This window comes from Thermocaproicibacter melissae (assembly GCF_024498295.1).
Classification (GTDB): Bacteria; Bacillota; Clostridia; order Oscillospirales; family Acutalibacteraceae; genus Thermocaproicibacter; species Thermocaproicibacter melissae.
This window is the reverse complement of the sequence record NZ_CP101827.1, coordinates 826791-852672: the sequence shown is the minus strand read 5'-3', so window position 1 is coordinate 852672 and position 25882 is coordinate 826791. Positions and strand designations below refer to the sequence as shown.

Genomic DNA, 25882 nt, shown 5'->3' with positions numbered 1-25882 from the left:
GGATTTTGATGTATAAACGCACGACTGTGTTGTTTGGTCTGTTTGTATCAGCGGCCTTTGTAATTGTTCTTGGCATTTGGCAGATTTCCAATGGAGATTGGTTGGCTGAAGCGGCGGCGGAACAGCATACCTATACGCTAACGGTGTCGTCAGCGCGTGGAACAATCTATGACCGAAATCTTGATCCGCTCACTGGAATTGGAAAAGCAATTTATCCTGCCTCGGTTGTTCCGAGCGGCGAAGCGGCCGCAGCACTCTCTCGCGTTTGCTCTGCTTCAGAAATGTCCTCCATCCAATTCTTGTTAAGCAAAGGAAAGCCGTTTACTTTAATGCTACCCTCCAATGTTTCAGCCCCCAACATTGATGTCTTTCCGGAACATGAGCGCTATGCGGAAGATTGTCCGGCAGCCCATGTCCTTGGCTATCTCGACGGTTCCGGAAAAGGAGCCGCCGGAATCGAAAAATCATTTGACAACCTTCTTTCTTCCGCTAAGGGGGATATTAAGATTTCCTACCAGACCGATGCGTTGGGACGTATCCTGGCAGGTACAGGCAAAAAAGTTGAAAATAATTCAAAAAGCCGGAAAAAAGGCGTTGTGCTTACGCTCGATAAGTCTATTCAAGAAGTGGCAGAAAAATCTGCTACTTCCCACCTCAAAAAAGGCGCCGTTGTTATTCTTGAGGTGCAGACCGGAAAGATTCTCGCCATGGTGAGCCGACCTACCTTTTCTCAGACTGATGTTGCGTCAGTTCTAAATAAGGAGGATTCTCCGCTGTTGAACCGCACCCTTTCCGCATACAGTTTGGGTTCGGTGTTCAAACTTGTATCAGCGGCTTCTGCATTGGAATACGGTGTTTCGCCCGATACCTCTTATAACTGCACCGGCTCCATTGATGTAGACGGGCAGGCTTTTCATTGCTTTGAAGGTGAAAAGCATGGTGCCGAAAATATGCAGCAAGCAATTGCTAATTCCTGCAATACCTATTTTGTTAAGCTGATGCAAGGCGTTCCGCAGGCAAATTTCTATAACATGGCGAAATCTCTCGGTTTCGGAAGCTCTTATGAAATTGCTCCCGGAATTGAAAACAGCGCGGGAACGCTTCCTGCTCTGAATTCGCTGAAGATTCCGCGTGCTCTTGCAAACTTTTCCTTCGGTCAGGGAGAACTGACGGTTACTCCGCTTCAAGCGGCAGCTCTGGTGAATACGATAGCGAACGGCGGTGTTTACTTGCAGCCATATCTGTATGAAGGGATCGTTGATGAAAACCTTCATTTCACAGAGAAAGCGCAAACGAAGACCGGCGTACGAGTCATGTCTGAGAAGACAGCTTCCCTTCTAAAAAGCTTTATGAAGGCTTCAATTGATTCGGGAACAAGCCGAAAAGGCAAGCCTAAATATGGCACAGCGGGCGCAAAAACAGCAACCGCGCAGACAGGAAAGTATATCGACGGTAAGGAACTGAACGAGTGTTGGTTTGTCGGATTCTACCCTTATGAGAACCCAAAATTTGTCATTGCCGTTTTCTCGGAAGGTGGAGAAGGCGGCGGCCAGACGTGTGGGCCTGTTTTTCAAGAAATAGCAGATGGGTTATATGGTTATGTCAGCTGAAAGAAACAGATCGGCAAATCCGGAATTATGTATGGAATAGGCTGCGGCTATTGCCGCAGCCTTTTTTTGTGTTAGCATCCGCAGCCGTCGTTACCGCAGCCGCAGCCGCCACCGCAGAATCCGCTACCGCCGCAGCAGCAGCACAGGATAAGAATAAGGATGATGATCCAAACACAATTGTTGCCACCGAATCCGCAATTGTTGCACATAAATGATTTCCCCCTTTCGGTTTTACAGTACATAATATTGTAGTTGGATAAAGGATGTTACAGGTTAAAAAAGCTTTGCCTGCAAATTTTGCTAGCGGGACAGTAGGACTTGCGGCCGGAAAGAAAGGAATTCTAGAAACCTTTCGGCAAGAAGTGTGGTATAATAAAAAGAAAAAGGAGGAACGGATATGCTTTGCAGATGCTGCGGCAAGAAGCCCGCTTCTACTTATATTAAAATTGTGCACAACGGAAAGATAACAAGTTTAGAGCTATGTGCGGACTGCGCCAGTCAGCTTGGCTGCGGCAATCTGTTCACGGGCCTTGGATATCGGATTAGTGATATTGTTCATGAATTTTTCGCCGATACGGAGAATGATGAAGTCAGGTGTAGCTGCTGCGGTTCAACGTTCAGCAGCATTGTACGGAGCGGCAGAGTCGGTTGTGAAGAGTGTTACAAAATTTTTGCCAATCGCCTGCTTCCCATGATTCGACAGATTCACGGAAGCGATCTCCACCGCGGAAAAACTCCTGGCGGTATGCTTTCATCGACAACGGGCGCCGGAGAACTGGCTGTTCGCGGATCCGGGCCGCAAATAGGGGACGAAGATCAATGAAAAAATGGTATGAAACGCAGGGGCCGGAGCAGAACGTAGTCATTTCCTCCTGTGTTTGGCTTTCCAGAAATATCAGTGGGATTCCATTTCCGGCGAAACTGAATACGATGGGAAAACAGGCGGTTGTGCAGAAATTGCTCTATGCCGCGGAAAACGAAAGTCGTTTGTTTTCCCACACCTTTATTCTGGAAAATCTTCCAGAATTAAAAACGGCAGAAGCAGTTGCACTGGCGGAAAGAGGCGTCATTAAGGCAGATTTTGCAGATGACCGAGAAGGGCGGTTTGCACTTGTTTCTGAGGATGAATCGCAGACCATCATGGTGAATGGGGAAGACCACGTTCTCATACAGGTGCGCTCCCCAGGTTTGTCGCTGGAAAAGGCGTACGCGGATGCCGACCAGCTCGACACAATTTTGAATAAAACACTTTGTTTCGCGTTTCATGACAGACTTGGCTATTTAACTAGCAATCCGGCACTTTTAGGCACGGGAATGATTGTATGTCTGGACCTTCATCTTCCCGCACTCAAAGATACCGGTGCTGCCACCAGAATTGCTGCAAATCTGAGCATGCTCGGCATTACTTTGAGCTCAGCCCTACACCCCCATGGGTCTGTTTACCGCTTGTCCAATCGAATGACCCTCGGTATTATGGAACAGGAAGCAATCGACAATCTGAACGGAATCGCAAAACAGATTATTGCTCAGGAATATGATGCACGCAAGAAACTGATTTCTAATATATCGGTTCAGGATATGATTGGACGTGCCATAGGGATTTTCCACACTGCTCGTTTGCTTGATTATCATGAATTTTTGGATTTGGCTTCCATCGTTCGACTCGGGATCGCGGAAGGGTTCGAGGAAAATTTGAGCGTGGCGGATATTGACGCGCTCACCATGCGGCTACATCCTGCCAATTTGGTCTTGCAAGCGGGAATGGGCCTTACCGAAAATGAAGAAAAGGCCATGCGTGCGCAGATTGTCCGAGAATTTTTTGCCCATGCGGAGGGGTAAAGATGAGCGTGGCGCATGATGTAAGCCTTGCAGCGTCGATTCTTGCGCTGCTTGGGGAGTCTGTTCCGCACAATGCTGCAGAAGATGAGAAGGCAAAACTTTTGCGGCAGCAATTACCGGATGACGACAGTTTGCTGCTCCGGGCGGCAGAGCTTTGCGAAGGAACTCCACAGACGCCGGAAAAACTCTATCTGAAAACAAAGATATACAGTTGGCTGGGGCAGCAGTATGGCGAGAAAATTGTAGCCAGCGCGGAAGCATATCTTGCTTCCGAGGGTTGGGATGCACTTCCTAAGGGAATAGTTGAAAAGCGTGGAATCAAGGTTGACCTTGCGGCGCGCAGCAGGGCTGAGATATTCTCTCTCCTCGGCAGTGCTTATGCAGGTATGCACCAGTATCAGAAAGCGTGTGCGGCTTATAATCAAGCGCATCGCTTGGAGCCGTATCGCATCGACTATATCATTGAAATTTCGGATGTCCTTGTCCGATTGGGAAGAGTTCAGGAGGCCCTAGATTTTCTCACAGAGCAAAAGCGCAGTCCATATTACAAAACCGTGAAATATCGGGATTCATCCGGAAAAATCTGCTTTAACTCCGAGTTTCGCGATTCGCTGGACCGTTGTATCGCGACACTTCAGGCAAGATACGCCAAAAAATAAACGGACCCCTCCAAAAGGAGAGGCCCGCGCTGTTTTTATGTTGAAGTCGTTCTGAAATCTGTGACAATTTCCTTTTCACATCCTTCCGGAGAATACACAAATCGGTCCATATGGTCTCCCGTGAAGAAGTATTTCGGAGGAGAGGGCCGGTAGGAAAAATCAAAGGTATCAATAATAACGAGCTTCACTTTCATCCTTGCCGGAAGGATACTCTTTATGTAGACGCTTGCCTGCTGGCCGGGTGATACATCGTCCTTCGTTTCCGCAAGGCCGGCAAGATTCGGTGTCAGTTCCACAAAGACGCCGTAAGGCTCCACCGAGCGGATAATTCCGGCTACGGTTTCTCCTGCGTTGAACTGTGCCACGTTTTCTTCCCAAGTTCCAAGAAGTTCCTTGTGGCTAAGAGTGATGCGTCCGTTTTCAATGGATTTTATAACCACGCGGATGTCCATACCCACCGAGAAACGCTCTCGAGGGTGGTCGATTCGAGAGACGGAGATGGAGTCAATTGGAAGCAGGGCCACAATCCCACAGCCGATATCTGCAAATGCGCCGAAGCTTTCCAAATGCGTGATTCTTGCATCTATAACATCACCGGGCTGCAGCTTGGATATCTTCTCTTTTTGGCATTTTTCCTGAGCTGCCCGCCTAGAAAGAATCGCACAAAGCGAGCCGTCCGGCTTTTTTTCAAAGCCGGTTACAATAAAGCAGACCGGGTGGTTAACCCGAGAAATAATAGCAATATCCCGCACTTTTCCTTCCCGAATACCGATTGCTCCTTCTTCGCGGGGAATTATGCCTTGCATAGAACCAAGGTCTACAATAAGATTATGAGCTCCGTCACAGACAATAGCGCGGCCTTCCAATATTTTCCCCTCACGGCAAGCGTCGTTCAGTGCTGAGAAACTCTGCGTTGCCATGCGGTTTTCCAGTGTGTCAATGTTCCATCCCTCCGGGTAATATTCAAACATTTCCTTCCCTCCTTTTTTCGTCGTTTCATCTATATGCGGTAAAATGAGAGGTAATTCGTTTCCCGGGAATTAAATGATTTGGCATTATTTTCAAAGCGCTTGATTCCGAACAGCTTGTATTATAGAATTAGAACAGCCCAAATAATCTGAAATCTGGAGGATCCTCTACATTATGAAAGTCAGAAAACTCATTCTTAGCCTAATTCTTGCAGTGGTAATTTCTGCTGGGTGCTGTGCATGTTCTTCTAACTCCTCAGTGAGGAAAGATGATGGCAAAAAAATCGGCTACCAGCTCGAAGCTCCTGCAGAAGGTGAGGAAATAGCAGTTCTGACAACGAGCATGGGAACAATAAAAATTCGCCTTTTTCCGGAGGCGGCGCCAAAGGCGGTTGAGAATTTCAAAGGATTGATTCGGAAAGGCTATTACAACGGGGTTACGTTTCACCGTGTTATCGAAGACTTCATGATTCAAACGGGGGATCCTACCGGAACAGGAGCCGGCGGAGAAAGCATTTGGCAGGAGCCCTTTGAGGACGAGTTCAATTCCAACCTGCTGAATCTCCGCGGCGCTGTGGCAATGGCTAACTCGGGGAAGAATACAAATGGAAGTCAGTTCTTCATCAACCAAGCCAGTGCGGACACCTTTGGAGGATGGGATCAGTACGAACAGGCATATTCGTATATGAAACAGTCAAAAATGACCGTAGATTCCTTTGTGACTCAATACGGAAGCACTTGGCTCGATATGGACAAAGTAACCGATGAGTACCGTGAAATTTACGAAAAGAACGGCGGAAATCCTTACCTTGACGGCTACTATAATATCGCCGGAAAGGGTCATACGGTGTTTGGTCAGGTCTTTGAAGGTATGGATACTGTGGACAAGATTGCAGCTGTCCGTGTTGATGCCCAAAACAAGCCCGTCAAAGAGGTTATCATCAACAAAGCAACCATTGAGAAATATAAGAAGTGATTATCGGAAAACCATCCCCATGGCTTGACAAAATGAGACAAAAAGCGATATAATTATCAGTATGTGTGTTGAGAACACGAATGGATTGAATGAGGATGGTGGGCATTATGTCAGCTAAATTTGTTTTCGTGACCGGCGGCGTTGTTTCGGGACTCGGAAAGGGCATCACTGCAGCTTCACTGGGCAGACTGCTGAAGGCTCGGGGACTTCGCATCACGATGCAGAAGTTTGACCCTTACCTTAATGTAGACCCGGGGACGATGAATCCATTTCAGCACGGCGAGGTGTTCGTGACCGACGATGGTGCAGAAACTGACCTTGACCTTGGTCACTATGAACGCTTTATTGATGAGAATCTCACTCAGAACAGCAACGTCACTTCCGGAAGAATTTACTGGAATGTGATTCAGAAAGAGCGCAATGGTGATTACGGCGGCGGCACCGTCCAAGTAATTCCGCATATTACGAACGAAATAAAAGAGCGCATCTATGAAGGAAAAGAAGACGTTGATGTTGCAATTATCGAAGTCGGCGGAACGGTCGGTGACATCGAAAGCCAGCCGTTTCTCGAAGCAATTCGTCAGTTTGCAACGGAGGTCGGCCGTTCCAATTGCTTATTCATTCATGTGACTCTTGTCCCTTATTTGAGTTGTTCTCACGAACATAAATCTAAGCCGACACAGCACAGTGTGAAGGAACTGCTTTCAATCGGCATTCAGCCGGATATTATTGTCCTTCGCTCAGAGCGTGAAGTAGGGGAAGATATTAAAAAGAAAATTGCTCTGTTCTGCAATGTCGAAGAAAACTGCGTTATTGAGAATCTTGATTTGCCCCTCCTTTATTCTGTTCCGCTCGCTCTTCGGGAAGAACGTCTTGACGATATCGTCTGCAAGCGTTTTGGCCTTGACACGCCGGGACCGGATCTTTCTGAATGGATTTCAATGGTCAATACGGCAATGTCTTTGACTGACAGTGTAACCATCGCACTTGTTGGCAAATACGTTAACCTGCATGATGCCTACCTCAGTGTTGCGGAAGCTTTGACCCACGGCGGGATCGGCAACAACGTAAAGGTTAATATTAAATGGGTCGATTCGGAAGACATTGAATCCGGTTCAGTCGATGAAATCCTTGCTGATGTCGATGGTATCCTTGTTCCGGGCGGATTTGGTCAGCGCGGAATTGAAGGAAAGATAAAGGCAATTGAATATGCGCGTGTCCACGGTATTCCGTTCCTCGGAATCTGCCTTGGTATGCAACTTGCTCTTGTTGAAATTGCCCGTAATGTCCTTGGCCTGAAGGATGCAAACTCTGCTGAATTTGATCCGCAAAGCAAAAACTGCGTAATTGACTTGATGCCGGAACAAAAAGATGTTCAGCAGCTGGGCGGAACCATGCGTCTCGGAAAATATCCCTGCAAGCTCTTGCCTGATTCCAAAGCTTACAAACTCTACGGAGGCTCAACGCTAATTTATGAGCGCCACCGTCACCGTTTTGAGGTGAATAACGATTACCGTGAGAGATTTGAACAGGCCGGTGTTGTGTTCAGCGGTCGTTCTCCGGACGGACGCATTGTTGAAATGATGGAACTTCCGAGCCACATGTGGTTTTTGGGTTCACAGTTCCATCCGGAATTTCGTTCTCGTCCCAATCGTCCCCATCCTCTTTTCAAAGGGCTTATTGCAGCGGCAAAAGAGTACAGGAAAAAGAATAGTAATGAGCAGTTGAAGCTTGACTAAGAAAAATCAAAGGTCTCGGGCAAAAGCCCGGGACCTTTTTTGCATGTTCTGCATAAACTATTAAGTTGAGCTTTCTGGCGAATTCTGTTTCGGGGCTCCGTCGGTTTCATAATAATCCGAATATAGGGAGAATTGATTTTTGCCGTTTTGCTTTGAATGATATAACGCCATGTCCGCTTTTTTGAAGAGTTCAGCAAAGTTTGTACCGTCACTCGGGTAAAGGGACACACCAATGCTGCTATGTACTTGGTAAGAAGCATCATCAAGTTTGATTTCACAGAAAGCAGAACTAATGGAGCGAAGCTTCTCAAGCAGCACATCCTTGCCCGCTATATTTTTCATAAGGACGAGAAATTCGTCGCCGCCGACGCGCCCGACGATATCAGAAGAACGAAAAAGCCGTTGGAGTTGCTTAGAAAAACAGATGAGAGCGGCATCTCCTTGAGAATGACCATACGTATCGTTGATTGACTTAAAATTATCAATGTCTAGCATAATGACCGCATGCTGCACGTTTTTGCCGTTTTCGCTAAGGTACTGATTAATTAAGGCTTCTGTTACTTTCCGGTTGAATAGGCCGGTCAAGCTGTCTTTTTGGGATTCATTGAACATTTTAATTTCTTGCTTTTTGCGTTCGTCAATGTTTTTGACATACCCTATGATTTTCAGACCGGTCTGTGAACTCGAATACAAGAAAACGACGGAAGCTGAATGCCAGATCCAACGGCCATCCGGAGACGCCAAACGGTATTCCACGGAAACCTCAGGGGAGTGAGCACGGTGAAATGCTTTTAACAGACCGTTTCTGGATAATGTCTCCACGAAGGCTTGTGTATCTTCCGGATGGACAGAGTTGGCTGCGATGGCAGAAATAATGTCATCGTAAATCTTTGTTTTCACATAAGGGAAATTAGCGGAATATTTTTCAAAACCATAAAGCAGGCGGTTGTGCGTCAAATCAGCTTCAAAAATACGCTCGCAAGTCAGCTCCAAGGCGGAACGATAGATCTTCTCATTTTCATACAGCTGATTCTGCAGAATCCGGTTTTCCGAAAGCTCGTCCATCTGATTTTCAACGCAGCTCATGAGCTGATTGTAGATAAGGCTGATTCCCTTTAAAGATGATTTGTTATTGCACACAAAACGGGCCTTATAATCGCCGTTTATGGCGCGACGAATTGCATTGATAAAATCATTGCGCGGTTTAAGCTCAAAAGCGGCCGTGTCAAGAAAATTTCGCAAAATCCATCTATGCCGTCAGTTTGCCAGTAGCTAGCTGGCAGAATGTTGTTGCATCAGTTCCATCTGGAATAGGTGCTCCATGTTGAGATAACGCTTCGTTCCCCATGCAGAAGCTGCCACATAACGAAGTCGTGCACAGACCAGCATCAAAGCACTATTGCCATCCGGGAAAGCACCAATTGCTTTCGTTCGGCGTTTAATCTCTCGATTGATGCGTTCGGTTACATTATTCGTACGAATTCTGGTCCAGTGCTCTGTTGGAAAGTCCATGTAAGTTAGAGTTTCATCAACACTTTCTTCGACCTTTTTAGCTGCCGCAGACAATTTCATTTCACGAAGTTTAGCTGCAACTGAAGCAGCTTTTTCGCGGGCAGCTTCTTTACTTTCCTGGGCATGAATTGCTTTGAGCATTAACGTGACTGAGCGCATTTTGTTTTTCGGTGTAACACGAAAGATATTGCGATAAAAGTGAACGGTACAACGTTGATATTTGGCATCGGGGAAGACTTCTGGAATGGTTTCTAACATTCCAAGACACTTATCTCCAATAATAAGGCGAACGCCCTTTAATCCGCGTTCTTTTAGGCCGACAAAGAAGTTTTTCCAACTTTCTTTATCTTCCTTCATACCTTCCGCAGCGCCAATGATTTCTCGATATCCATGACGGTTTACGCCAATGGCAACGAGTACAGACACATTCTGTATTTCGCCACCCCAACTGCGCTTGAGATAAATACCATCAACATAAACGTACGGATACTCCTCTAAAAGAGGACGTTGACGCCATTGTTCAATATGTCCATAGGCTTTTTTGTTAAGATTACTAATTGTTCCCGGAGACACCTTTGTACCCCAGAGAGCCTCAGTGATATCTTCCACACGGCGTACTGAAACACCTGCGAGATACATCTCAATCAGCGCTTCTTCTACAGAGCATTCCCGCCGTTTGTAGCGTTCAATAATGGCTGTCTCAAACTGGATACCCTTCAGCTTTGGAACCCTGAGTTTTACATTTCCGGATGTCGTAGAAAAGTTTCGCTCATAATGGCCGGAGCGATACCCCTTTCGGTCGCCAGAGCGTTCATATCGCTCGGCATTAACAAGCTCATCAGCTTCATGGTCGAGTAGTGCATTCAGTGTTTCTTCCACACTACTACGGACAAGATCTTTAAGATTATTCTTTATCAGGTCTTCGTTTAGTTGTATAATATTATCAGACATAGTTTATTGCCTCCTTGGTAGATTTTGTATGGTAACTTTATTTTACCGACGGCAATCGACTATGTCTACTTTTTTGCTTCAATTAATTTTGCGAAACTTATTATACGTTATCTCAAAAGCGCGAAACATAAGTGCTTGAACGCATATCATGATGAAAAACGATATAAAAATGTCAAAAAATGTAGGGCCTTGACTAAATCCAAGGGTGGACATCCATAAAACGACAAAAAAAGAGAGATAGGAAAGAAAAAGCTGCAAATGCCTTTGTACCCTCAATCCTATCCCACCTTTCTCAATCTGTGCTTCGTGAATGAAATACAAACCGCAAATTAAACATAAAAGCCTGTAAATTTTAGTATATTATACCACGAAATACACAAAAAAGTAAGATTTATTTGGATAATATTGTATTTTTCGAGAATATTGTATTGCACTTAATTCGGCTGATTTTGCTGCTCGAGTTGTTTATTTAGGTTTTCACGCGCCACAGCAAGCATCAGTTTAATCCTGTTTTCTTGATTGACTCTTGTTGCACTTGGGTCGTAATCAATTGGGACAATATTCGATTTTTCATTAATTGCCTTGATGCGATGAATCATACCTTTTCCGGAGATGTGGTTTGGCAGGCAACCAAACGGCTGAGCGCAAACGATGTTTTCATAGCCTTCTTCTGCAAGCTCCAGCATTTCGGCTGTCAGGAGCCAGCCTTCACCCATTTTGTCGCCATAGCCGATTACGCCGTTTATAAGGCTTTTTGTGTGAGCATAAGGCTGCGGAGCGTGGTATCTCGGTTCGCTTTTGATTGCTTCAATTAACGTATCCTGCATCTCGAGCAGATATTTCATCAGAAGATTGACAAAGAAATATTTAATCGGGTTGCCGCCGTAAAGCTTAATATCTTCGAGGCGGTTGTCAACCTTGAACAGTGCGAAGTTTATTAGACCGGGAACATTGACTTCACAATCCTGTCCGCGTAGAAAATCTTCTAGGTTGTTGTTGCCGAGGGAGGAGTACTTAACATAAATCTCTCCGACGACGCCAACTTTGACTTTCGGAACCTTTTTAATCTCAATGGAGGCGAAATCTTTTACAATACGGAACAGAATTTCCCTTTGCTGTTTTCTGGAAAGGGCTTTGCCGTGGTTAAACTGGTCGGTTAGATAATTGCTCCACTTCTCGACCATTTTGTTGCTGTCGCCTTTATGAACTTCATAGGCTTCCGTCTGATTGCGAAGCAACATCAGTGCGTCCCCGTAAACCATTGCGGCAACAAATTTGCGAATCATGGAAAGAGTGATATGGAATCCCGGGTTATGCTCCAGGAAAGAGAGGTTCATCGAAATAACGGGCACTTGCTCCAAACCTGCCTTTTTTAACGCTTTGCGCAGCAGGTGTATGTAATTGGAAGCACGGCAACCGCCGCCGGTCTGCGTAATGACAAGCGCTGTTTTGTTGACATCGTATTTGCCGGAGTGCAGCGCGTCAATAAACTGACCGATTACCAGCAAGGCCGGGTAGCAGGTGTCGTTATGAACATATTTTAGGCCCTCTTGCACAACGTTCGGCCCGTCATTTTCAAGCAGCTCAAAATTGTAGCCGCAGTTCCGCAGGACGTTGATGATCAGCCTAAAATGAATCGGTGCCATCATCGGCGCCAGAATCGTATATTCTTTTTTCATTTCCTTTGTAAAAAGGAGACGGCCAGTTTTGTCATAAACTAATTTTGCCAAGAGAAACTCCTCATTTCTCAAGCGCTGCAAAAAGGCTGCGAAGCCTGATTTTGACGGCGCCAAGATTTGTTATTTCATCAATTTTGATTTGGGTATAGATTTTGTTTTTTTCCTCAAGAATTCGGCGGACTTCATCGGTGGTAATCGCATCGACGCCGCAGCCGAATGAGACAAGTTGTACCAGGTTCATGTCTGGCTGGTCGCCGATGTATTTTGCCGCCGCATAAAGTCTCGCGTGATAAGTCCATTGGTTTAGGACTTTTGTTGGGAACTTCTTCACCCTAACACTGACAACATCTTCCGAAATCACAGCAGCACCAAGACTGGTTATCAGCTTGTTGATGCCGTGGTTGATTTCCGGGTCCAAATGATATGGTCTGCCGCTCAAAATGATGATTGGCATTCCGCGTTTTCGGGCCTCATCAATCATTTGACTGCCCTTTTTGCGGATGTTTTTCATGTATTGGTCGTAAGCCTTGTATGCATCAGAAGCCGCATCGTGAACTTCGGCAAAAGTGATATCGGGAAAACTGCACTGCAGAATCGCAGTCATTTTTCTCGGGAAATCATGCTTGCGGTGAATTCCGACGTATTCGTGAATCAAATTGATGCCGTCTAGGTGCATATTTGCGCTGATGACTTCGGGATAATAGGCAACAACAGGGCAGTTGTAATGGTTGTCGCCGAGATGTTCGTCAAAATTATATGACATGCATGGGTAGAAGATATTCTTGATGCCTGCGTTGATCAATGCCTGCACATGCCCGTGCATCAGCTTGGCAGGGAAGCATACCGTATCCGATGGAATCGTTGCCTGACCCTCAATATACAGCTCGCGGTTTGAAAGGGGAGAGAGAACTACTTCAAAGCCTAGCTTTGTGAAAAATGTGTGCCAGAACGGAAGCAGCTCGTACATGTTCAGCCCCATGGGAATACCGATCTTTCCGCGCGGTCCCATTGCGGGCATATAAGAACGTAGCAGCTTCAATTTGTAGGCGTACATATCCAGCTCGGTACCGCCGGAGCGTTTGGTCACAGGCTTCTCACACCGGTTTCCGCCGATGAATCTCCGGTTTCCGCCGAAGATATTGATGGTCAGGCGGCAGTGATTGTTGCAAAGTCCGCAGTTTGTAACTTTAACCTCGTGTTTGAAATTCTCGAGTTCTTCCAGACCGACCAGTGAGCTCTTGCCGGTGGATTTACTCATGGCGTAGATTGCCGCACCGTAAGCACCCATCAGGCCGGAAATGTCAGGCCGTGTTACTTCGACGCCAAGCTCTTTTTCGAAGACACGCAGAACGGCGTCGTTGAGGAATGTTCCGCCCTGCACAACGATGTTTTGTCCAAGCTCTTTGGCGTTTGGAACACGAATGACTTTGTAGATGGCGTTTTTCACAACGCTTACGGAAAGACCGGCACTGATATCCTCCGTAGTAGCTCCGTCCTTCTGTGCCTGCTTCACCTGAGAATTCATGAATACCGTGCAGCGCGAACCGAGATCTACCGGATGCTTTGCGAAAAGGCCAAGCTTTGCAAATTCGGCAATATCATAGCCAAGAGTGTTGGCAAATGTCTGCAGGAAAGAACCGCATCCAGAGGAACATGCTTCGTTTAAGAAAATGTTGTCGATTGCACCATTGCGGATTTTGAAGCACTTCATGTCTTGGCCGCCGATGTCGATGACAAAATCCACATTCGGGCGGAACCGCTTGGCAGCGGTGAAGTGCGCAATTGTCTCCACAATGCCGAAATCAATGCCGAATGCGTTTTTCAGCAATTCTTCTCCGTATCCGGTTACAGCACTGCTTTCTATGGTAATGTTCGGGTAATTGCGGTAAAGGTCGAGAAGATAGTCTTTGATAATTGGGATGGGGTTGCCGGAATTGCTGCGGTAAAGTGAACTCAGAATTTCTCCATCTTTTCCGAGAAGCACTGCCTTCACCGTTGTGGATCCAGCATCTATGCCGAGAAATGCGTTTCCATTATATGTATTAATATCACCGCGGGGAGCCTTGCACTGCTCATGACGGCGGCAGAATTCTTCATACTCTTCTTGACTTGTGAAGAGTGGCGGAATCGAAAGGAAATTTCCGCTTGAGCCGTATTTCTGGATGCTTTCCAGAGCTTGGTCTAGGTCTATTTCCTCGGCACTACAGTAAGCCGCGCCCAAAGCAACAAAGTAGAGAGAATTCTCCGGGCACACCCCAGTTACCTTCAGTAAACGGTCGAAACTTGCACGCAGTTCAGAAAGAAAAGTAAGCGGTCCACCGAGGTAAAGCACTTTACCTTTAATGGGTCGCCCTTGTGCCAGACCGGCAATTGTCTGGTTTGCCACCGCGGCGAAAATACTGGCTGAAATATCTGTTTTGCGCGCTCCTTGGTTCAGAAGAGGCTGTATGTCAGACTTAGCAAAAACGCCGCATCTTGAAGCGATGGTGTAGATTTTTTCATATTGCTTCGCGAGTTCGTTCATTTCTTCAAGATTCACGTTCAGCAAAGTCGCCATCTGGTCGATGAATGCTCCGGTTCCGCCAGCACAGGAACCGTTCATGCGTACTTCCGTTCCGCCAGTGAGGAAAAGTATCTTTGCATCTTCGCCGCCGAGCTCAATAATGACATCGGCATCGGGAACCAGCCGCCCAACTGCAATGCGGGAAGCGTAGACCTCCTGAACAAACGGAAGGTGGCAAGTCTGAGAAATGCCCATACCGGCTGAACCGGAAATGGTAAGCATTGCCTTGTCACCGTGAATGATTTCTGTTTTGATTTTTTGCAGAAGTTCAGTCATCTTTTCCGTGATTTTGGAAAGATGCCTCTCATATGATTTGTACAAAATATTGCAATCGTCGTCAATGACGACACATTTTATAGTGGTTGAGCCTATATCAAGTCCGACTTTCATTGCGAAACCTGCCAATCATAAAAATAACATTGTTAACTATTAATTGTAGTTTCCAAGAAGACTACTGTCAAGAGCTTGGGGAAAATTCCAGCTACTTGTGTTTGATAAGGCAGAATGATAAAATAGGTAAAAATTGAATGAGGCGATGTAAATTGCAGCTCAATCACATGATTGACCTTGACCAGTTGACAGTGCCGGAGATTGAAGAACTCATTCATCTCGCCAATGACATTCGTTCAAATCCATGGGCGTATCGGGAATCTTGCCGTGGGAAAATCATGGCAACGCTTTTCTATGAGCCGTCTACCAGAACAAAAATGTCATTTCAAACCGCAATGTATCGGTTGGGCGGGGAAGTAATTGGGTTTGACAATCCCGGCAATTCTTCTGTTTCAAAAGGGGAAAGCCTGAAGGATACCATTACGGTCATCGGCGGATATGCGGATTTAATCGTCATTAGGAATCCATGGGAGGGTGCCGCTGCAGCAGCCTCACTTTATTCTGGAGTCCCAATTATCAATGCGGGCGACGGCGGGCACCTACACCCGACGCAGACACTTACAGACCTTGTTACGCTATATAATGAAAAGGGGCGTCTTGATCATTTGTGCATCGGGCTGTGCGGAGACCTGATGTATGGGAGAACGGTTCATTCACTCATTAAGACAATGACACGGTTCGAGGGGAACTCATTTGTTCTGATTTCCACTCCGGAACTTGCATTGCCTCAGTATGTAAAGGATATCATGGATGCAGCAGGATGCAAATACCGTGAAGTTTCCTCTCTAGAAGAGGCAATCCCTTCCCTGGACGTTTTGTATATGACGCGCATCCAGCAAGAACGCTTTCCCAGCCGTGAAAGTTATGAATCTCAGAAAGGCGTGTTCGTTCTGGATAACAAAAAGCTGTTGGCTGCAAAAAAGGACCTGAAGATATTGCATCCGCTGCCGCGCGTGGATGAAATTGAAGTAAGTGTTGACGATGACCCACGTGCAACTTATTTCCGTCAGACGGTGTACGGAGTGTATGCGCGAATGGCCTTGATTCTCACAATTTTGCGGGGAGCTAATATCGGAGTTCCGAAAAAGGCCAAGACATCGACACATCCGTATCATTGCACCAATCCCCGCTGCATTACGCAGACAGAACACTATCTGCCGAATCTGTTTACAGAAGCAGGCGGCATGATAACTTGCGTTTATTGCGACGGCAGAACGCTGATTTGAGTTGCAGGCGCGGTACTTGTCAACTTAACAACACAATAGTATAATATTAAACTAGCTGTTTTACAGCCTTCAAACAAGGAATAAACTGGGAGGAACTCTTTATGTCAGGCCATTCAAAATGGAACAATATCAAGCGAAAAAAGGAAAAGACAGACAGCGCCAGAGCGAAAATTTTCACAAAAATCGGACGTGAGCTTGCTGTTGCGGTTAAAGAGGGCGGCGGACCGGATCCGGTTGCTAACTCCCGGCTGAGAGATTGCATTGCGAAAGCTAAGGCCGCAAATGTGCCGAACGAAAACATAGAGCGCATTATCAAGCGTGCTGCCGGAGACGGTGACGACACGAAATATGAGAATATTACTTATGAAGGGTATGGCCCGAACGGTATTGCTCTGATTGTGGAAACACTGACGGACAACCGTAATAGAACAGCCGGAGACCTTCGCCATTATTTTGATAAATTCGGCGGCAACCTTGGAACAACCGGTTGTGTTTCTTTCCTGTTCAACCGCAAAGGTGTTCTCGAAATCGAGCGTGAAGGGCTTAATGAAGATAAGGTTATGGAAGATGCCCTGGAAGCTGGCGCTTCTGATTTTCAGGCAGATGATGATGTATTTACCATTTACACCGAGCCTGACGATTTCAGCGGAGTCCTTTCAGACCTGCAGGACAAAGGTTATGAGTTCGTCACGGCAGAAATTCAAATGGTGCCTTTAACCTATAATAAGCTAGAAGATCAAGGCGCAATTTCCAATATGCAGCATCTTTTGGATGCTCTCGAAGATAATGATGACGTGCAAAATGTGTGGCATAACTGGGACAATAGTGATATCGAAGAGGAATAAAACTTATTTCCAGCCTAACTGGAATGTACTTATGTAGGAAAAATTTCCCCAAAAAATGGATAATAATATACCGGCGGAGCAAAATAAAGTGAACCTTTATTTCAGTTCGGAGGCTTGTGTATGACCGAATTCAGCAATCTATGTATGTACTGTATGTCCGACATGCAGGGGAAAGATGTTTGCCCGGTTTGCGGTCATCGGAAAGGCGAGCCGCAGATTGCGGGTGCATTGCCGTATGGAACAACGCTTCAGAAACGTTATTCGGTGGGACGTGCTCTGCGGAGCAACGGCGAAGGGTTCACCTATATCGGAATAGACAATGTCCTAAATATACGCGTTGAGATTCATGAATTTTATCCTGCTTCCATTGCTGAAAGGAAAGAGGACGGCAAATCCGTCCGAATTCTCGGCGGAAGTGAGCTCCCGTTTCAGGAGAACCTTACGGAGTTCCTCCGCTATTCTCGTGAAATCGCGCATATGCGTGAGCTTTCCGCAATTATTCAGATTTACGACATTTTTGAAGAAAACGGCGTTGCCTACACGGTTTCCGAATGGAATGACAGCATTACGCTGCGCTATTTTGTAAAGCGCAGCGGCGGTCACGTTAGCTGGAATGTCGCACGCCAGCTCTTTATGCCGGTTTTATCTGCTCTTAAAGAACTTCATGCTCATTCAATTCTGCATCTCGGCATTTCTCCGGATACATTGATGATTATGCGTGACGGGAAAATGAAACTCGGTGGATTTTCCATTGCCGCAGTGCGCCAGATGGACACCGATTTACCTCCCGATCTCGCGCCGGGATGTGCTGCAATCGAGCAGTATGTTATGGGTGACAAGCCAAGCGAAGCCACTGACGTTTATGGCTTTGCTGCCTCACTTTTCTTTGCATTAACCGGCCAGCTTCCGCCGGAAGCTCCGAGACGCCGCACGGATGCGCGTCTATTGATTCCAAATTCCATTATGCATAGCCTGCCGCCGTATGTGGTTTCTGCAATAGCAAATGCTCTGCAGGTTGATCCTGAAAAACGTACGCAGAGTTTTGAACGCCTGCGGGAAGAAATCACTGCAGCGCCTAGCGTGGCGGCTGCCCTTGAGTCAAGTCAGAGATTTGACCGAATTGCCGCAGTTGAGCCAAGAAACTCGGAAAAGGCAGAGAAGGAAAAGCCGGAGAAAAAAGAAGTCTCAGGCTTCGTTTGGGTCATTTCTTCGTGCCTTGTGATGCTTGTTATTTTTGTCGCGATTGCAATTGTTTGGATGAATAACAAAGGCATACAGAGTCGCGTAGCGCAGGCTTCCGTATCCAGCGCGGTTTCTCAGGAAAGTTCGCAGATTGTGTCGTCGAACGCAGAAAGCGCAATTGATCAGATTACAGTTCCCAATCTTGTGGGAAAGGATTATAACGAACTTGTAGCCGCGCAATCCGCGGCTGATTCTGATCAGGATTATAATATTGCTGAGACTAGTACGGAGTTCAGCGATACGATTGAAGAAGGAAAAATCATCTCCCAGGACCCGAAACCCGGAACAAAAATGCAGCGCGGTTCCACGATTGTGGTAGTAGTCAGCCAGGGTGCAGCAGTCCGCACATTGCCTGCAATTACGGGGAAGGCTTTGAACGAAGCCTCTGCCTTGGTTACGTCCGCTGGCTTTGTTCCGATTCAAGGTTCTGAGTACAGCGATAAGATTCCAAAAGGATTGGTAATCGGGTATAAAGATGTTAAAGCAGGCAGCCAGATGGCTTACGGCTCTACCGTAACGATTTTGGTAAGTTTGGGACCTAAGCCGGCTTCTCAGATACAATAAAAACCGAATCTCTATCATCCGGGACGTTGTCCCGGATTTTTTTATATTTTTTTCAAAACGGTCTTGACAATGAAAAATAATCATGTATTATTGTATTAAGCACTTAGTACAATAAGACAATAATACAGAGGGGCGATAAAATGAGCGAAACTGTAATCCAGACAAAAAATATCACAAAAAGATATGGAAAGTTCGCGGCAGTGTCGGATTTAAGCATTCGAGTCAACCGCGGTGATATTTATGCGCTTGTGGGTCAGAACGGAGCGGGGAAGACTACACTGCTCAAGCTCATCACCGGACTGACGCCGCGTTCAAGCGGAGAACTTGAGCTGTTTGGCCACTCCTCGGAACGTGGGCTTGAAATGGCAAGAAATCACATGGGAAGCATGATTGAAACTCCCAGTTTCTTCCCATATCTTTCCGCAAGAGAAAATTTGGAGTATTATCGTATTCAGCGCGGCGGCAAAAACAAGGGCAATATTGAAAGCGCACTGAGAATTGTCGGGCTCGATAAAACCGGAAACAAAAAGTTTAAGAATTTTTCCCTTGGCATGAAGCAGCGCCTAGGCCTTGCGCTGGCTATCATGGATAATCCGGAAGTTTTGATTCTGGATGAACCGATCAATGGCTTGGATCCAATGGGAATCAAGGAATTCCGCGAAATTATCCTGAAACTCAACAAGGAAAAGAAGACGACAATTTTAATTTCCAGCCATATTCTCGGTGAGCTTTCGCAGATTGCTACCACCTATGGATTTATCAGCAAAGGTAGCCTTGTGGAAGCCATTACGGCTGAAGAGCTGAAAGAAAAATGCCGCACTTACCTGCAGATTGATGTAGATAATGTGCAGCTTGCTTCGGAAATTCTGAGAAACAACTGTTCCTGCGAAAACTTTGAAGTTGTCGGAGAAAATTCGATTCATGTCAATGAAAATTTCGATTCACCGGAACTGTTTGTGAAAGCTCTCGTGGAAGGCGGAGTTGTGGTTTCACAGGTATATCGTGCCGGTATCAGCTTGGAACAGTATTTCATCAAACTGATGGGGGTTGGCCAGAATGCTTAAAATGATTCATGCTGATTTATATAAAACATTTCATCGTGCATATTTCTTTATTATGACGCTTGTTGTTTCTGGACTTTGCGTTGCATTGGTGTTTGCCATGCGAGGTGGTGGGGCTGGAAATTGGACCGGAGCAACAGAACTCGGAGTTGAGCTTTTGGGTTATCCTGTCTTTCTGATTCCGATGCTTACTCAAATCGTTTATGCGGAAGAATTCCGCGACCATACGCTGAAGAATACAATCGCATTCGGAACGAACCGTACAGTACTGTATATTTCAAAATGGCTGACGACAATTATTCTGGGTGTAATTATGGCAGCAGTCGTTCTGTTCTTCTTCTTTGGCTGCGCTGCCCTGATTCTTCCAAAAGATTCGGATTTCACATGGGATTTCATGAAAGTGTTCTTTGAACGTTTCGGAGCTTCCTGCTTGGTTTATATTGCCGCAATTTCCATGTCCATTTTTTTCATTCAACTTTTCAATAAAAGTACGCTTGCAATCTTTTTCTACTATGGTGGCTTCTATTTTACTGACCTGATTTTAACTCTGATTAAATGCGATAAGGGAATTGATTATCTTCTGAAAACGCAAATGTCAGCCATTATTTCAAAACCGGTTGATCAGTTTCGTGATCCAATTGTCATAACTCTTGTAACCATGGCGGTGTTTTTTGTTGCCGGAATTGTTTTCTTCCGGAAGAAGGACTTTTCATAATACTTCTCAAATGATTCACAAAAGAAAGCAAAGGTGACAATATGTCGTGGGACTTAAAATCCGATCGTCCGATTTATACCCAGTTAATTGAACAGATCCAGCTAATGATTGTCTCAGGCGTTTATCCGGCAGGGGCAAAGCTGCCGTCAGTGCGTGAAATGGCAGCGGATGCTGCAGTTAACCCAAACACAATGCAGCGAGCCTTGTCACAGCTAGAGGCAGACGGACTTTTGTATTCCCAGAGAACTAGCGGGAGATTTGTGACAGAGGATGTGGATAAGATCATGCAGATCAAGAACGGTCTTGCGGTTGAAGTAATCCATGAATTTCTCAGGAAAATGAATCAGCTCGGTTATGACACACAGCAGACAATCAACCTACTAAGCAGCATCATGAAGGAGGAAGAGAACCTTGGAGAACAACAGCATAGTTGAGTGCAAGAACCTGACCAAGATTTTTCCGGGCTGCATGGCGTTGGCTTCGGTCAATCTGTCCATTCCGAGAGGGAAAATTGTTGGTCTCCTTGGCCCGAACGGCAGCGGAAAGACAACCCTCATTAAGCTGATAAACGGCTTAATTACTCCTACTTCGGGAGAAATTACCGTGAACGGAATGAAACCCGGGGTGGAATCCAAGAAAATCATTTCTTATCTACCAGAACGCACATACCTGAATGACTGGATGTCCGTTCGGAACATGATTGACTTTTTTGGGGATTTTTACGAGAATTTCGACAAGGTAAAAGCTTACGACATGCTTCAGCGTCTGAACATCAACCCGAATGACCGATTAAAAACGATGTCGAAAGGCACGAAGGAAAAAGTTCAGCTTATTTTGGTTATGAGCAGAAACGCGGAACTGTATATTCTCGATGAACCGATTGGCGGCGTTGACCCCGCGGCACGCGACTATATCCTCGATACAATAATCAGCAATTACAGTGAAAATGCTTCGCTGCTGATCTCTACGCACCTGATTACCGATGTAGAAAAAATCCTCGACAACGTAATTTTTATCAACAAAGGAAACATTATACTGACCTCCAGCGTGGATGAAATCCGTGAAAAGGAGAACAAGAGCGTTGATGCGCTTTTCCGGGAGGTGTTCAGATGTTAAGAAAACTTTTGAGATATGAAATTAAGGCAACTCAGCGTATTTTTCTACCAATCTTTGCCTTGATTCTGGTTTGTTCCTTGCTGATTAAGACATTTATTGCCTTGAATTTTGATGATATTTCTAATACAACGGCATTGCCCTTGGTAATCACAGCCTTTGTTTATGCCCTGTCAATTGCGGCATCTTTCGTTATGACACTTGTTGTTACCATTCAGCGTTTCCAGAAAAATCTTCTTGGCGATGAAGGTTACCTCTCGTTTACTCTGCCCGTCAAGGTACACAGTCATATTGACTGCAAAATGATTGTGTCTGTCATGTGGACGATTCTCAGTATGATCGTTGCCTTTGTTTCTGTCCTCATTATCGTTGGCGATAAAGCGACTCAAGATGAATTTATGGAGTTTTGGAAAGATCTAGGACTATTGTTCGGAAATTACGGAGGATGGGCCACATTACTGCTTATAGAAGGTATTGTTTTCTTAATTGTTTCATGTCTTTCTTTTGTCCTTCAAATTTATGCTTCCATTTCGGTTGGAAATTTCAGCAGTAAGCATAAGCTGCTAGCGTCTTTTGGAACGTTTATCGGATTTTCAGTGGTTGAACAAATTGTCCTTTCTTTTCTAATAGGTCTTGATAATAATAACATGTGGATATGGTCACTGGATGGACCGGATGTAATCGGAAAGTTGAGCATATTCTTTGGAATCGCAATTTTATATTGCGCAGTTTTCGGAGTAGCGTTTTACTTTCTTACAAACTGGATTCTCAGTAAAAAACTAAATCTTGAGTGACAGTTTGAATTTTTGGGGCAGGAAACATCTGTTTCCTGCCCCTCAGATTGTCGAAGAACCCATCCAACGCGGTTAAACGAAGGATGGGTTCTCTTGATAATATGCAGGATAGGAAAATAAGCAAAGTAAAATCAATAAAAACCCGGAGGGATGGCCATCCCTCCATTTCCACATTGCCAGCTTTTTGAGATTCATGGCAGCAAACTTAAGCTTAACCCAATTCGTCACTTGAGTTAAGCCCCGGTAGAGCGTGTACCGCATCCCATATTTCACTTTTGCATCGGCGAAGACACGCTCAATGGTTTCTTTTCGTTTTTTGTAAAGCTCTTTGTATTTCGGTGTGTGCCTGATATCTTCCGCAAGCTCCACATAATCCTGCCACACATGCCGCGTTACGGTTTTCGTACAGCTTTTACTCTCGGTGCAGCGAGAACGGAATGGACATTTTTCGCAGATGTAACTCCGGCTTTTGTATTCCCGGTATCCCTCACGGTTGGTTGTTGCATAATGCAGAACCTGATATTCCGGGCAGATCACACAGTCATAATATTCGTCGTATACATACTTCCACCATTCCAGATTTCCTGCTTTGGTCATTGGCCGCTTGTATGCTGTGGAAAGTACCCGCCCGTCGTCAAACACCCGTTTACAGATATGCGGCGTTTTGTATGCGGCGTCCGCCACCACCGTTTCAATTTCAGGAAACCGTTGAGTCACTTTGCCATAGACCGCGTCAAATGCTACACTGTCATGTACGTTTCCCGGAGTCACCTCAACGTCAAGGACAAAATTGTGTTTGTCGCAGGCCGTATGTGCTTCGTAGGCAAAGCACTTCTTGTGTTCTCCCTTTTGGAACAACCCGCTTTCCGGGTCTGTTTTGGACACCATGATTTCTTTTTCCTTCGGCGGTTTCGGAGTACTGTCGAATGGCTTCTTCCCATGATCTTCCCGGTCAGCGTTAACCTCTTCCATTAATTCTGAGGCATATCGCTTTGCCGCCTGAGGAACTGCCTTTTTGATCTTTTTGTTGATGTTGGCGTTTGCTTTGATATGCGTCCCATCCACAAATACTGCTTCCGGCTCCAAATATCCGGCGTAATTTGCCTCCTGCAAAATCCACGAAAACACCTGCTCCACGGTTTCCTCTGTGAACCGGTGCTTAAAATTGTAACTCACAGTGGAGAAATGCGGCAGCTCCTCGTTCAGTGTATATCCCAGAAACCACCGATACGCGATATTCATATTGATTTCCTGCATCGTCCGGCGTAAAGAGGGAATTCCGTACAGATGCTGGATCAGAACAATCTTAAACAGGACGACCGGGTCCACACTAGGACGACCGTTGCCCTCACAATACAAATCTTCTACAAAATCATAAATATGGCTAAAATCTACCGCGCTGTCAATCTTTCGCAGCAGATGATTTCCCGGCACCAATAGGTCTGTATTCACAAATTCCACTGCATCTCTGCGTAGTTTTTCCCGTTCCAGCATCTTTCATCACCTGTCTATATTTTACCATTTTACAACGAAAAAGCCCAGCTTTCACTGGACTTTTTCGACAGGCTGTGGGGCAGGAAACATCTGTTTCCTGCCCCTTTTTTGCATTAATAAAATCGAGTATTGGGTAAATAGAGTGGATTCGCATGTAAATTTGTGATATTATGTTGCACGAGGTGATAAGCCGATGGAAGAACTAGCAATTCAGACAGATCAACTTTCAAAGACATACGACGGAAAAAGCTATGCTCTGAAGGACCTTACCATTGATGTACGTCAGGGAGAGGTTTTCGGCTTTCTAGGACCGAATGGAGCTGGAAAAACCACAACGGTGAAATTGCTCAATGGTCTGCTCAAGCCAAGCAGCGGCTCTTGTTCCGTTATGGGGCTTTCGTCAACGCTGCGTTCGACGGATGTGCACAGCATCTGCGGCGTAATGACGGACAGCAGCAAAATGTATGCTCAAATGACCGGTATGGAAAATCTGATTTTTTTTGCCCAGACTTACGAAATTCCGCTTCCCAAAGCAAAGGAAAGAGCTGAGGAACTGCTCAAGAAAATGGATCTGTGGGATGCGCGTGATAAGAAATTGGGAGCTTATTCTACCGGTATGGCGCAGCGTCTGTCACTTGCTAGGACTCTTGTAAATCACCCGAAAATCCTTTTTTTGGATGAACCGACAAGCGGCCTTGACCCTGAGTCCGCAAAAACGGTAAACAGCCTCATTGCTTCTCTCGCAAAAGAGGAAGGAGTGACCGTTTTTCTCTGTACGCACCAGCTTCGTTACGCGCAGGATATCTGCGGAAGGTATGGCATCATTGAAAAAGGACACCTCTTAACCTCCGGCACTCTGGAATCAATTGCAAAAAGCGCACACATCTTCATGAAAGCGGCTGTGCGTGTCGCAGAAAGCGAAAAAATTGACGGCTTTGAACTCTGTGAGGACGGTTTCTGGAAAACGGATATCCTTCGTGAAGACGATATGCCGCGCCTGCTGAAAAAAATAGTGGACGAAGGGCATGAAGTATATGAAGCATTCATATTGAAACCAACTCTGGAAGATATATATTTCCATTTCGTTCAGAATGAAAATGGGGAGGTTTTACCGTGAAACCGATTTCATTGGCAGAGAAGGCGGTCATTAAAAAGGATTTCCATGAAGTCTGGGACTCGAAGATGGCTCGCGAGACACTTCTCATTGTCCCGATTGTCCTTGTTGTACTGATTCCAATTTTGTTTTTGGTTCTTATCATGAATGTACCAACTAGCCAGGTAAATGGAATTGATACGCTCATGAAGATGGTTCCAAAAGAGATGTCCTATATGGACATTAAACAGTGCAGCTTCTACGTGATGTCGAATGTGATGTTTCCGATGTTTTTCCTGATGATTCCGCTCATGACCTCTACGGTAGCTGCCGCATCCAGTTTTGTCGGAGAGAAAGAACGCCACACGTTGGAAACATTGGTGCTGACTCCTATGTCTTTGCAGAAAATTTTCCGCGCGAAAGTTGCAAGCAGCGTTTTACTTTCTGCAATTGTAACAACGATTTCCTTCCTCATTTTCTCTGTAGTTATTTCCGTTGGAGATATTATGCTCGGACTGCCATTCTTTCTCAACTGGAGCTGGCTGGTCTGCATCTTGTTTTTTGCTCCCGCCGTAACGGTGTTCGGTGTAGTTTTTATTGTGCTTGTTTCGGCAAAAAGCAAAAGCTATATTGAAGCAGTTCAGACCTCAGGTTATATCGTGATACCTCTTATACTACTTTTTATCGGACAGTTCATGGGACTTTTCGTCTTAAATGCAGTTATTTTGCTTTTGATTTCACTTGGAATTATAGTAGTTGATATTATAATTATGTTACTGACTTCCCGTTCGTTTCGGACGGAAAAAATATTAAATTGACTTTGAATTTTTGCACGAAAGGGGGCTGCCT

Annotated in this window: 23 protein-coding genes; 17 read left to right on the top strand and 6 right to left on the bottom strand. The window is 45.6% G+C overall.

From position 1 onward, the window contains the following. Positions 1-8: 8 nt before the first annotated feature. The 5 genes from NOG13_RS04260 (at position 9) to NOG13_RS04240 (ending at position 4108) form a co-directional block, all read left to right on the top strand. A complete protein-coding gene (locus NOG13_RS04260) occupies positions 9-1610 on the top strand; it encodes a peptidoglycan D,D-transpeptidase FtsI family protein (RefSeq protein ID WP_283111031.1) in 1602 nt (533 codons plus the stop codon). Positions 1611-1678: 68 nt separating this feature from the next. Beyond that, positions 1679-1825: a hypothetical protein gene (locus NOG13_RS04255; protein ID WP_283111208.1), complete on the top strand. Its 147-nt coding sequence runs from the start codon at positions 1679-1681 to the stop codon at positions 1823-1825. A gap of 182 nt (positions 1826-2007) precedes the next feature. Beyond that, a complete protein-coding gene (locus NOG13_RS04250; RefSeq protein ID WP_283111030.1) occupies positions 2008-2433 on the top strand; it encodes a hypothetical protein in 426 nt (141 codons plus the stop codon). Further along, a complete protein-coding gene (locus tag NOG13_RS04245) occupies positions 2430-3449 on the top strand; it encodes an ATP--guanido phosphotransferase (RefSeq protein WP_283111029.1) in 1020 nt (339 codons plus the stop codon). The genes NOG13_RS04250 and NOG13_RS04245 overlap by 4 nt, the downstream gene beginning before the upstream one ends. Before the next feature lie 2 nt (positions 3450-3451). Beyond that, complete coding sequence (locus tag NOG13_RS04240; RefSeq protein ID WP_283111028.1) at positions 3452-4108, top strand: hypothetical protein; 657 nt, start codon at positions 3452-3454, stop codon at positions 4106-4108. Between the two features lie 35 nt (positions 4109-4143). Here NOG13_RS04240 and NOG13_RS04235 read toward each other — a convergent pair whose 3' ends face one another. Beyond that, complete coding sequence (locus tag NOG13_RS04235) at positions 4144-5079, bottom strand: S1 RNA-binding domain-containing protein (protein ID WP_283111027.1); 936 nt, start codon at positions 5077-5079, stop codon at positions 4144-4146. 172 nt (positions 5080-5251) lie between these two features. Between NOG13_RS04235 and NOG13_RS04230 the strand changes: the two genes are divergently transcribed. Beyond that, the gene (locus NOG13_RS04230) at positions 5252-6052 is read left to right on the top strand and encodes a peptidylprolyl isomerase (protein WP_283111026.1); all 801 of its coding nucleotides are present in this window, start codon (positions 5252-5254) and stop codon (positions 6050-6052) included. Positions 6053-6159: 107 nt separating this feature from the next. After that, positions 6160-7791, top strand: coding sequence for a CTP synthase (pyrG, locus tag NOG13_RS04225; protein WP_283111025.1), 1632 nt, complete (start codon positions 6160-6162; stop codon positions 7789-7791). A 60-nt stretch (positions 7792-7851) separates the two neighbouring features. On the opposite strand, the gene NOG13_RS04220 is transcribed toward pyrG, so the two are convergent. From NOG13_RS04220 to NOG13_RS04205, 4 genes are all read right to left on the bottom strand, one after another. After that, entirely contained in the window at positions 7852-9033 is a 1182-nt protein-coding gene (locus NOG13_RS04220; RefSeq protein WP_283111024.1) for a GGDEF domain-containing protein, read from the bottom strand. A 30-nt stretch (positions 9034-9063) separates the two neighbouring features. After that, a complete protein-coding gene (locus NOG13_RS04215) occupies positions 9064-10254 on the bottom strand; it encodes an IS256 family transposase (RefSeq protein ID WP_283110741.1) in 1191 nt (396 codons plus the stop codon). 434 nt (positions 10255-10688) lie between these two features. Then, a complete protein-coding gene (locus NOG13_RS04210) occupies positions 10689-11984 on the bottom strand; it encodes a 2-hydroxyacyl-CoA dehydratase (protein ID WP_283111023.1) in 1296 nt (431 codons plus the stop codon). Between the two features lie 10 nt (positions 11985-11994). After that, positions 11995-14886, bottom strand: coding sequence for an acyl-CoA dehydratase activase (locus NOG13_RS04205; protein ID WP_283111022.1), 2892 nt, complete (start codon positions 14884-14886; stop codon positions 11995-11997). 167 nt (positions 14887-15053) lie between these two features. Between NOG13_RS04205 and pyrB the strand changes: the two genes are divergently transcribed. From pyrB to NOG13_RS04165, 8 genes are all read left to right on the top strand, one after another. Beyond that, positions 15054-16112: an aspartate carbamoyltransferase gene (gene pyrB, locus NOG13_RS04200; protein ID WP_283111153.1), complete on the top strand. Its 1059-nt coding sequence runs from the start codon at positions 15054-15056 to the stop codon at positions 16110-16112. 101 nt (positions 16113-16213) lie between these two features. Next, positions 16214-16957, top strand: coding sequence for a YebC/PmpR family DNA-binding transcriptional regulator (locus NOG13_RS04195; RefSeq protein ID WP_283111021.1), 744 nt, complete (start codon positions 16214-16216; stop codon positions 16955-16957). A gap of 120 nt (positions 16958-17077) precedes the next feature. Beyond that, entirely contained in the window at positions 17078-18763 is a 1686-nt protein-coding gene (locus NOG13_RS04190) for a PASTA domain-containing protein (protein ID WP_283111020.1), read from the top strand. Positions 18764-18903: 140 nt separating this feature from the next. After that, a complete protein-coding gene (locus NOG13_RS04185; RefSeq protein ID WP_283111019.1) occupies positions 18904-19827 on the top strand; it encodes an ATP-binding cassette domain-containing protein in 924 nt (307 codons plus the stop codon). Further along, entirely contained in the window at positions 19820-20539 is a 720-nt protein-coding gene (locus NOG13_RS04180; protein ID WP_283111018.1) for an ABC transporter permease, read from the top strand. Before NOG13_RS04185 ends, NOG13_RS04180 begins: the two co-directional genes overlap by 8 nt. Positions 20540-20580: 41 nt before the next feature. Then, complete coding sequence (locus NOG13_RS04175) at positions 20581-20973, top strand: GntR family transcriptional regulator (protein WP_283111017.1); 393 nt, start codon at positions 20581-20583, stop codon at positions 20971-20973. A 34-nt stretch (positions 20974-21007) separates the two neighbouring features. After that, positions 21008-21655 carry an ABC transporter ATP-binding protein gene (locus NOG13_RS04170; protein ID WP_416201425.1) on the top strand — a complete coding sequence of 216 codons (648 nt, stop codon included), beginning with the start codon at positions 21008-21010 and terminating at the stop codon, positions 21653-21655. After that, entirely contained in the window at positions 21649-22446 is a 798-nt protein-coding gene (locus NOG13_RS04165; protein WP_283111015.1) for a hypothetical protein, read from the top strand. The genes NOG13_RS04170 and NOG13_RS04165 overlap by 7 nt, the downstream gene beginning before the upstream one ends. 72 nt (positions 22447-22518) lie before the next feature. On the opposite strand, the gene NOG13_RS04160 is transcribed toward NOG13_RS04165, so the two are convergent. After that, on the bottom strand, positions 22519-23940 hold the full coding sequence (locus NOG13_RS04160) for an IS1182 family transposase (protein ID WP_283109454.1): 1422 nt from the start codon (positions 23938-23940) through the stop codon (positions 22519-22521). Between the two features lie 193 nt (positions 23941-24133). Here NOG13_RS04160 and NOG13_RS04155 point away from each other — a divergent pair, with 193 nt between their 5' ends. Beyond that, on the top strand, positions 24134-25057 hold the full coding sequence (locus NOG13_RS04155; RefSeq protein WP_283111014.1) for an ABC transporter ATP-binding protein: 924 nt from the start codon (positions 24134-24136) through the stop codon (positions 25055-25057). Further along, on the top strand, positions 25054-25851 hold the full coding sequence (locus NOG13_RS04150; RefSeq protein WP_283111013.1) for an ABC transporter permease family protein: 798 nt from the start codon (positions 25054-25056) through the stop codon (positions 25849-25851). Before NOG13_RS04155 ends, NOG13_RS04150 begins: the two co-directional genes overlap by 4 nt. Positions 25852-25882: the final 31 nt, after the last annotated feature.

Excerpts from the sequence above, each read along its gene's own strand:
- NOG13_RS04260 (WP_283111031.1), top strand. The coding sequence starts at position 9 with ATGTATAAACGCACGACTGTGTTGTTTGGTCTGTTTGTATCAGCGGCC.
- NOG13_RS04250 (WP_283111030.1), top strand. The coding sequence starts at position 2,008 with ATGCTTTGCAGATGCTGCGGCAAGAAGCCCGCTTCTACTTATATTAAA.
- NOG13_RS04245 (WP_283111029.1), top strand. The coding sequence starts at position 2,430 with ATGAAAAAATGGTATGAAACGCAGGGGCCGGAGCAGAACGTAGTCATT.
- NOG13_RS04240 (WP_283111028.1), top strand. The coding sequence starts at position 3,452 with ATGAGCGTGGCGCATGATGTAAGCCTTGCAGCGTCGATTCTTGCGCTG.
- NOG13_RS04235 (WP_283111027.1), bottom strand. The coding sequence starts at position 5,079 with ATGTTTGAATATTACCCGGAGGGATGGAACATTGACACACTGGAAAAC.
- NOG13_RS04230 (WP_283111026.1), top strand. The coding sequence starts at position 5,252 with ATGAAAGTCAGAAAACTCATTCTTAGCCTAATTCTTGCAGTGGTAATT.
- pyrG (WP_283111025.1), top strand. The coding sequence starts at position 6,160 with ATGTCAGCTAAATTTGTTTTCGTGACCGGCGGCGTTGTTTCGGGACTC.
- NOG13_RS04215 (WP_283110741.1), bottom strand. The coding sequence starts at position 10,254 with ATGTCTGATAATATTATACAACTAAACGAAGACCTGATAAAGAATAAT.
- NOG13_RS04205 (WP_283111022.1), bottom strand. The coding sequence starts at position 14,886 with ATGAAAGTCGGACTTGATATAGGCTCAACCACTATAAAATGTGTCGTC.
- pyrB (WP_283111153.1), top strand. The coding sequence starts at position 15,054 with ATGATTGACCTTGACCAGTTGACAGTGCCGGAGATTGAAGAACTCATT.
- NOG13_RS04195 (WP_283111021.1), top strand. The coding sequence starts at position 16,214 with ATGTCAGGCCATTCAAAATGGAACAATATCAAGCGAAAAAAGGAAAAG.
- NOG13_RS04190 (WP_283111020.1), top strand. The coding sequence starts at position 17,078 with ATGACCGAATTCAGCAATCTATGTATGTACTGTATGTCCGACATGCAG.
- NOG13_RS04185 (WP_283111019.1), top strand. The coding sequence starts at position 18,904 with ATGAGCGAAACTGTAATCCAGACAAAAAATATCACAAAAAGATATGGA.
- NOG13_RS04180 (WP_283111018.1), top strand. The coding sequence starts at position 19,820 with ATGCTTAAAATGATTCATGCTGATTTATATAAAACATTTCATCGTGCA.
- NOG13_RS04175 (WP_283111017.1), top strand. The coding sequence starts at position 20,581 with ATGTCGTGGGACTTAAAATCCGATCGTCCGATTTATACCCAGTTAATT.
- NOG13_RS04170 (WP_416201425.1), top strand. The coding sequence starts at position 21,008 with ATGGCGTTGGCTTCGGTCAATCTGTCCATTCCGAGAGGGAAAATTGTT.
- NOG13_RS04165 (WP_283111015.1), top strand. The coding sequence starts at position 21,649 with ATGTTAAGAAAACTTTTGAGATATGAAATTAAGGCAACTCAGCGTATT.
- NOG13_RS04160 (WP_283109454.1), bottom strand. The coding sequence starts at position 23,940 with ATGCTGGAACGGGAAAAACTACGCAGAGATGCAGTGGAATTTGTGAAT.
- NOG13_RS04155 (WP_283111014.1), top strand. The coding sequence starts at position 24,134 with ATGGAAGAACTAGCAATTCAGACAGATCAACTTTCAAAGACATACGAC.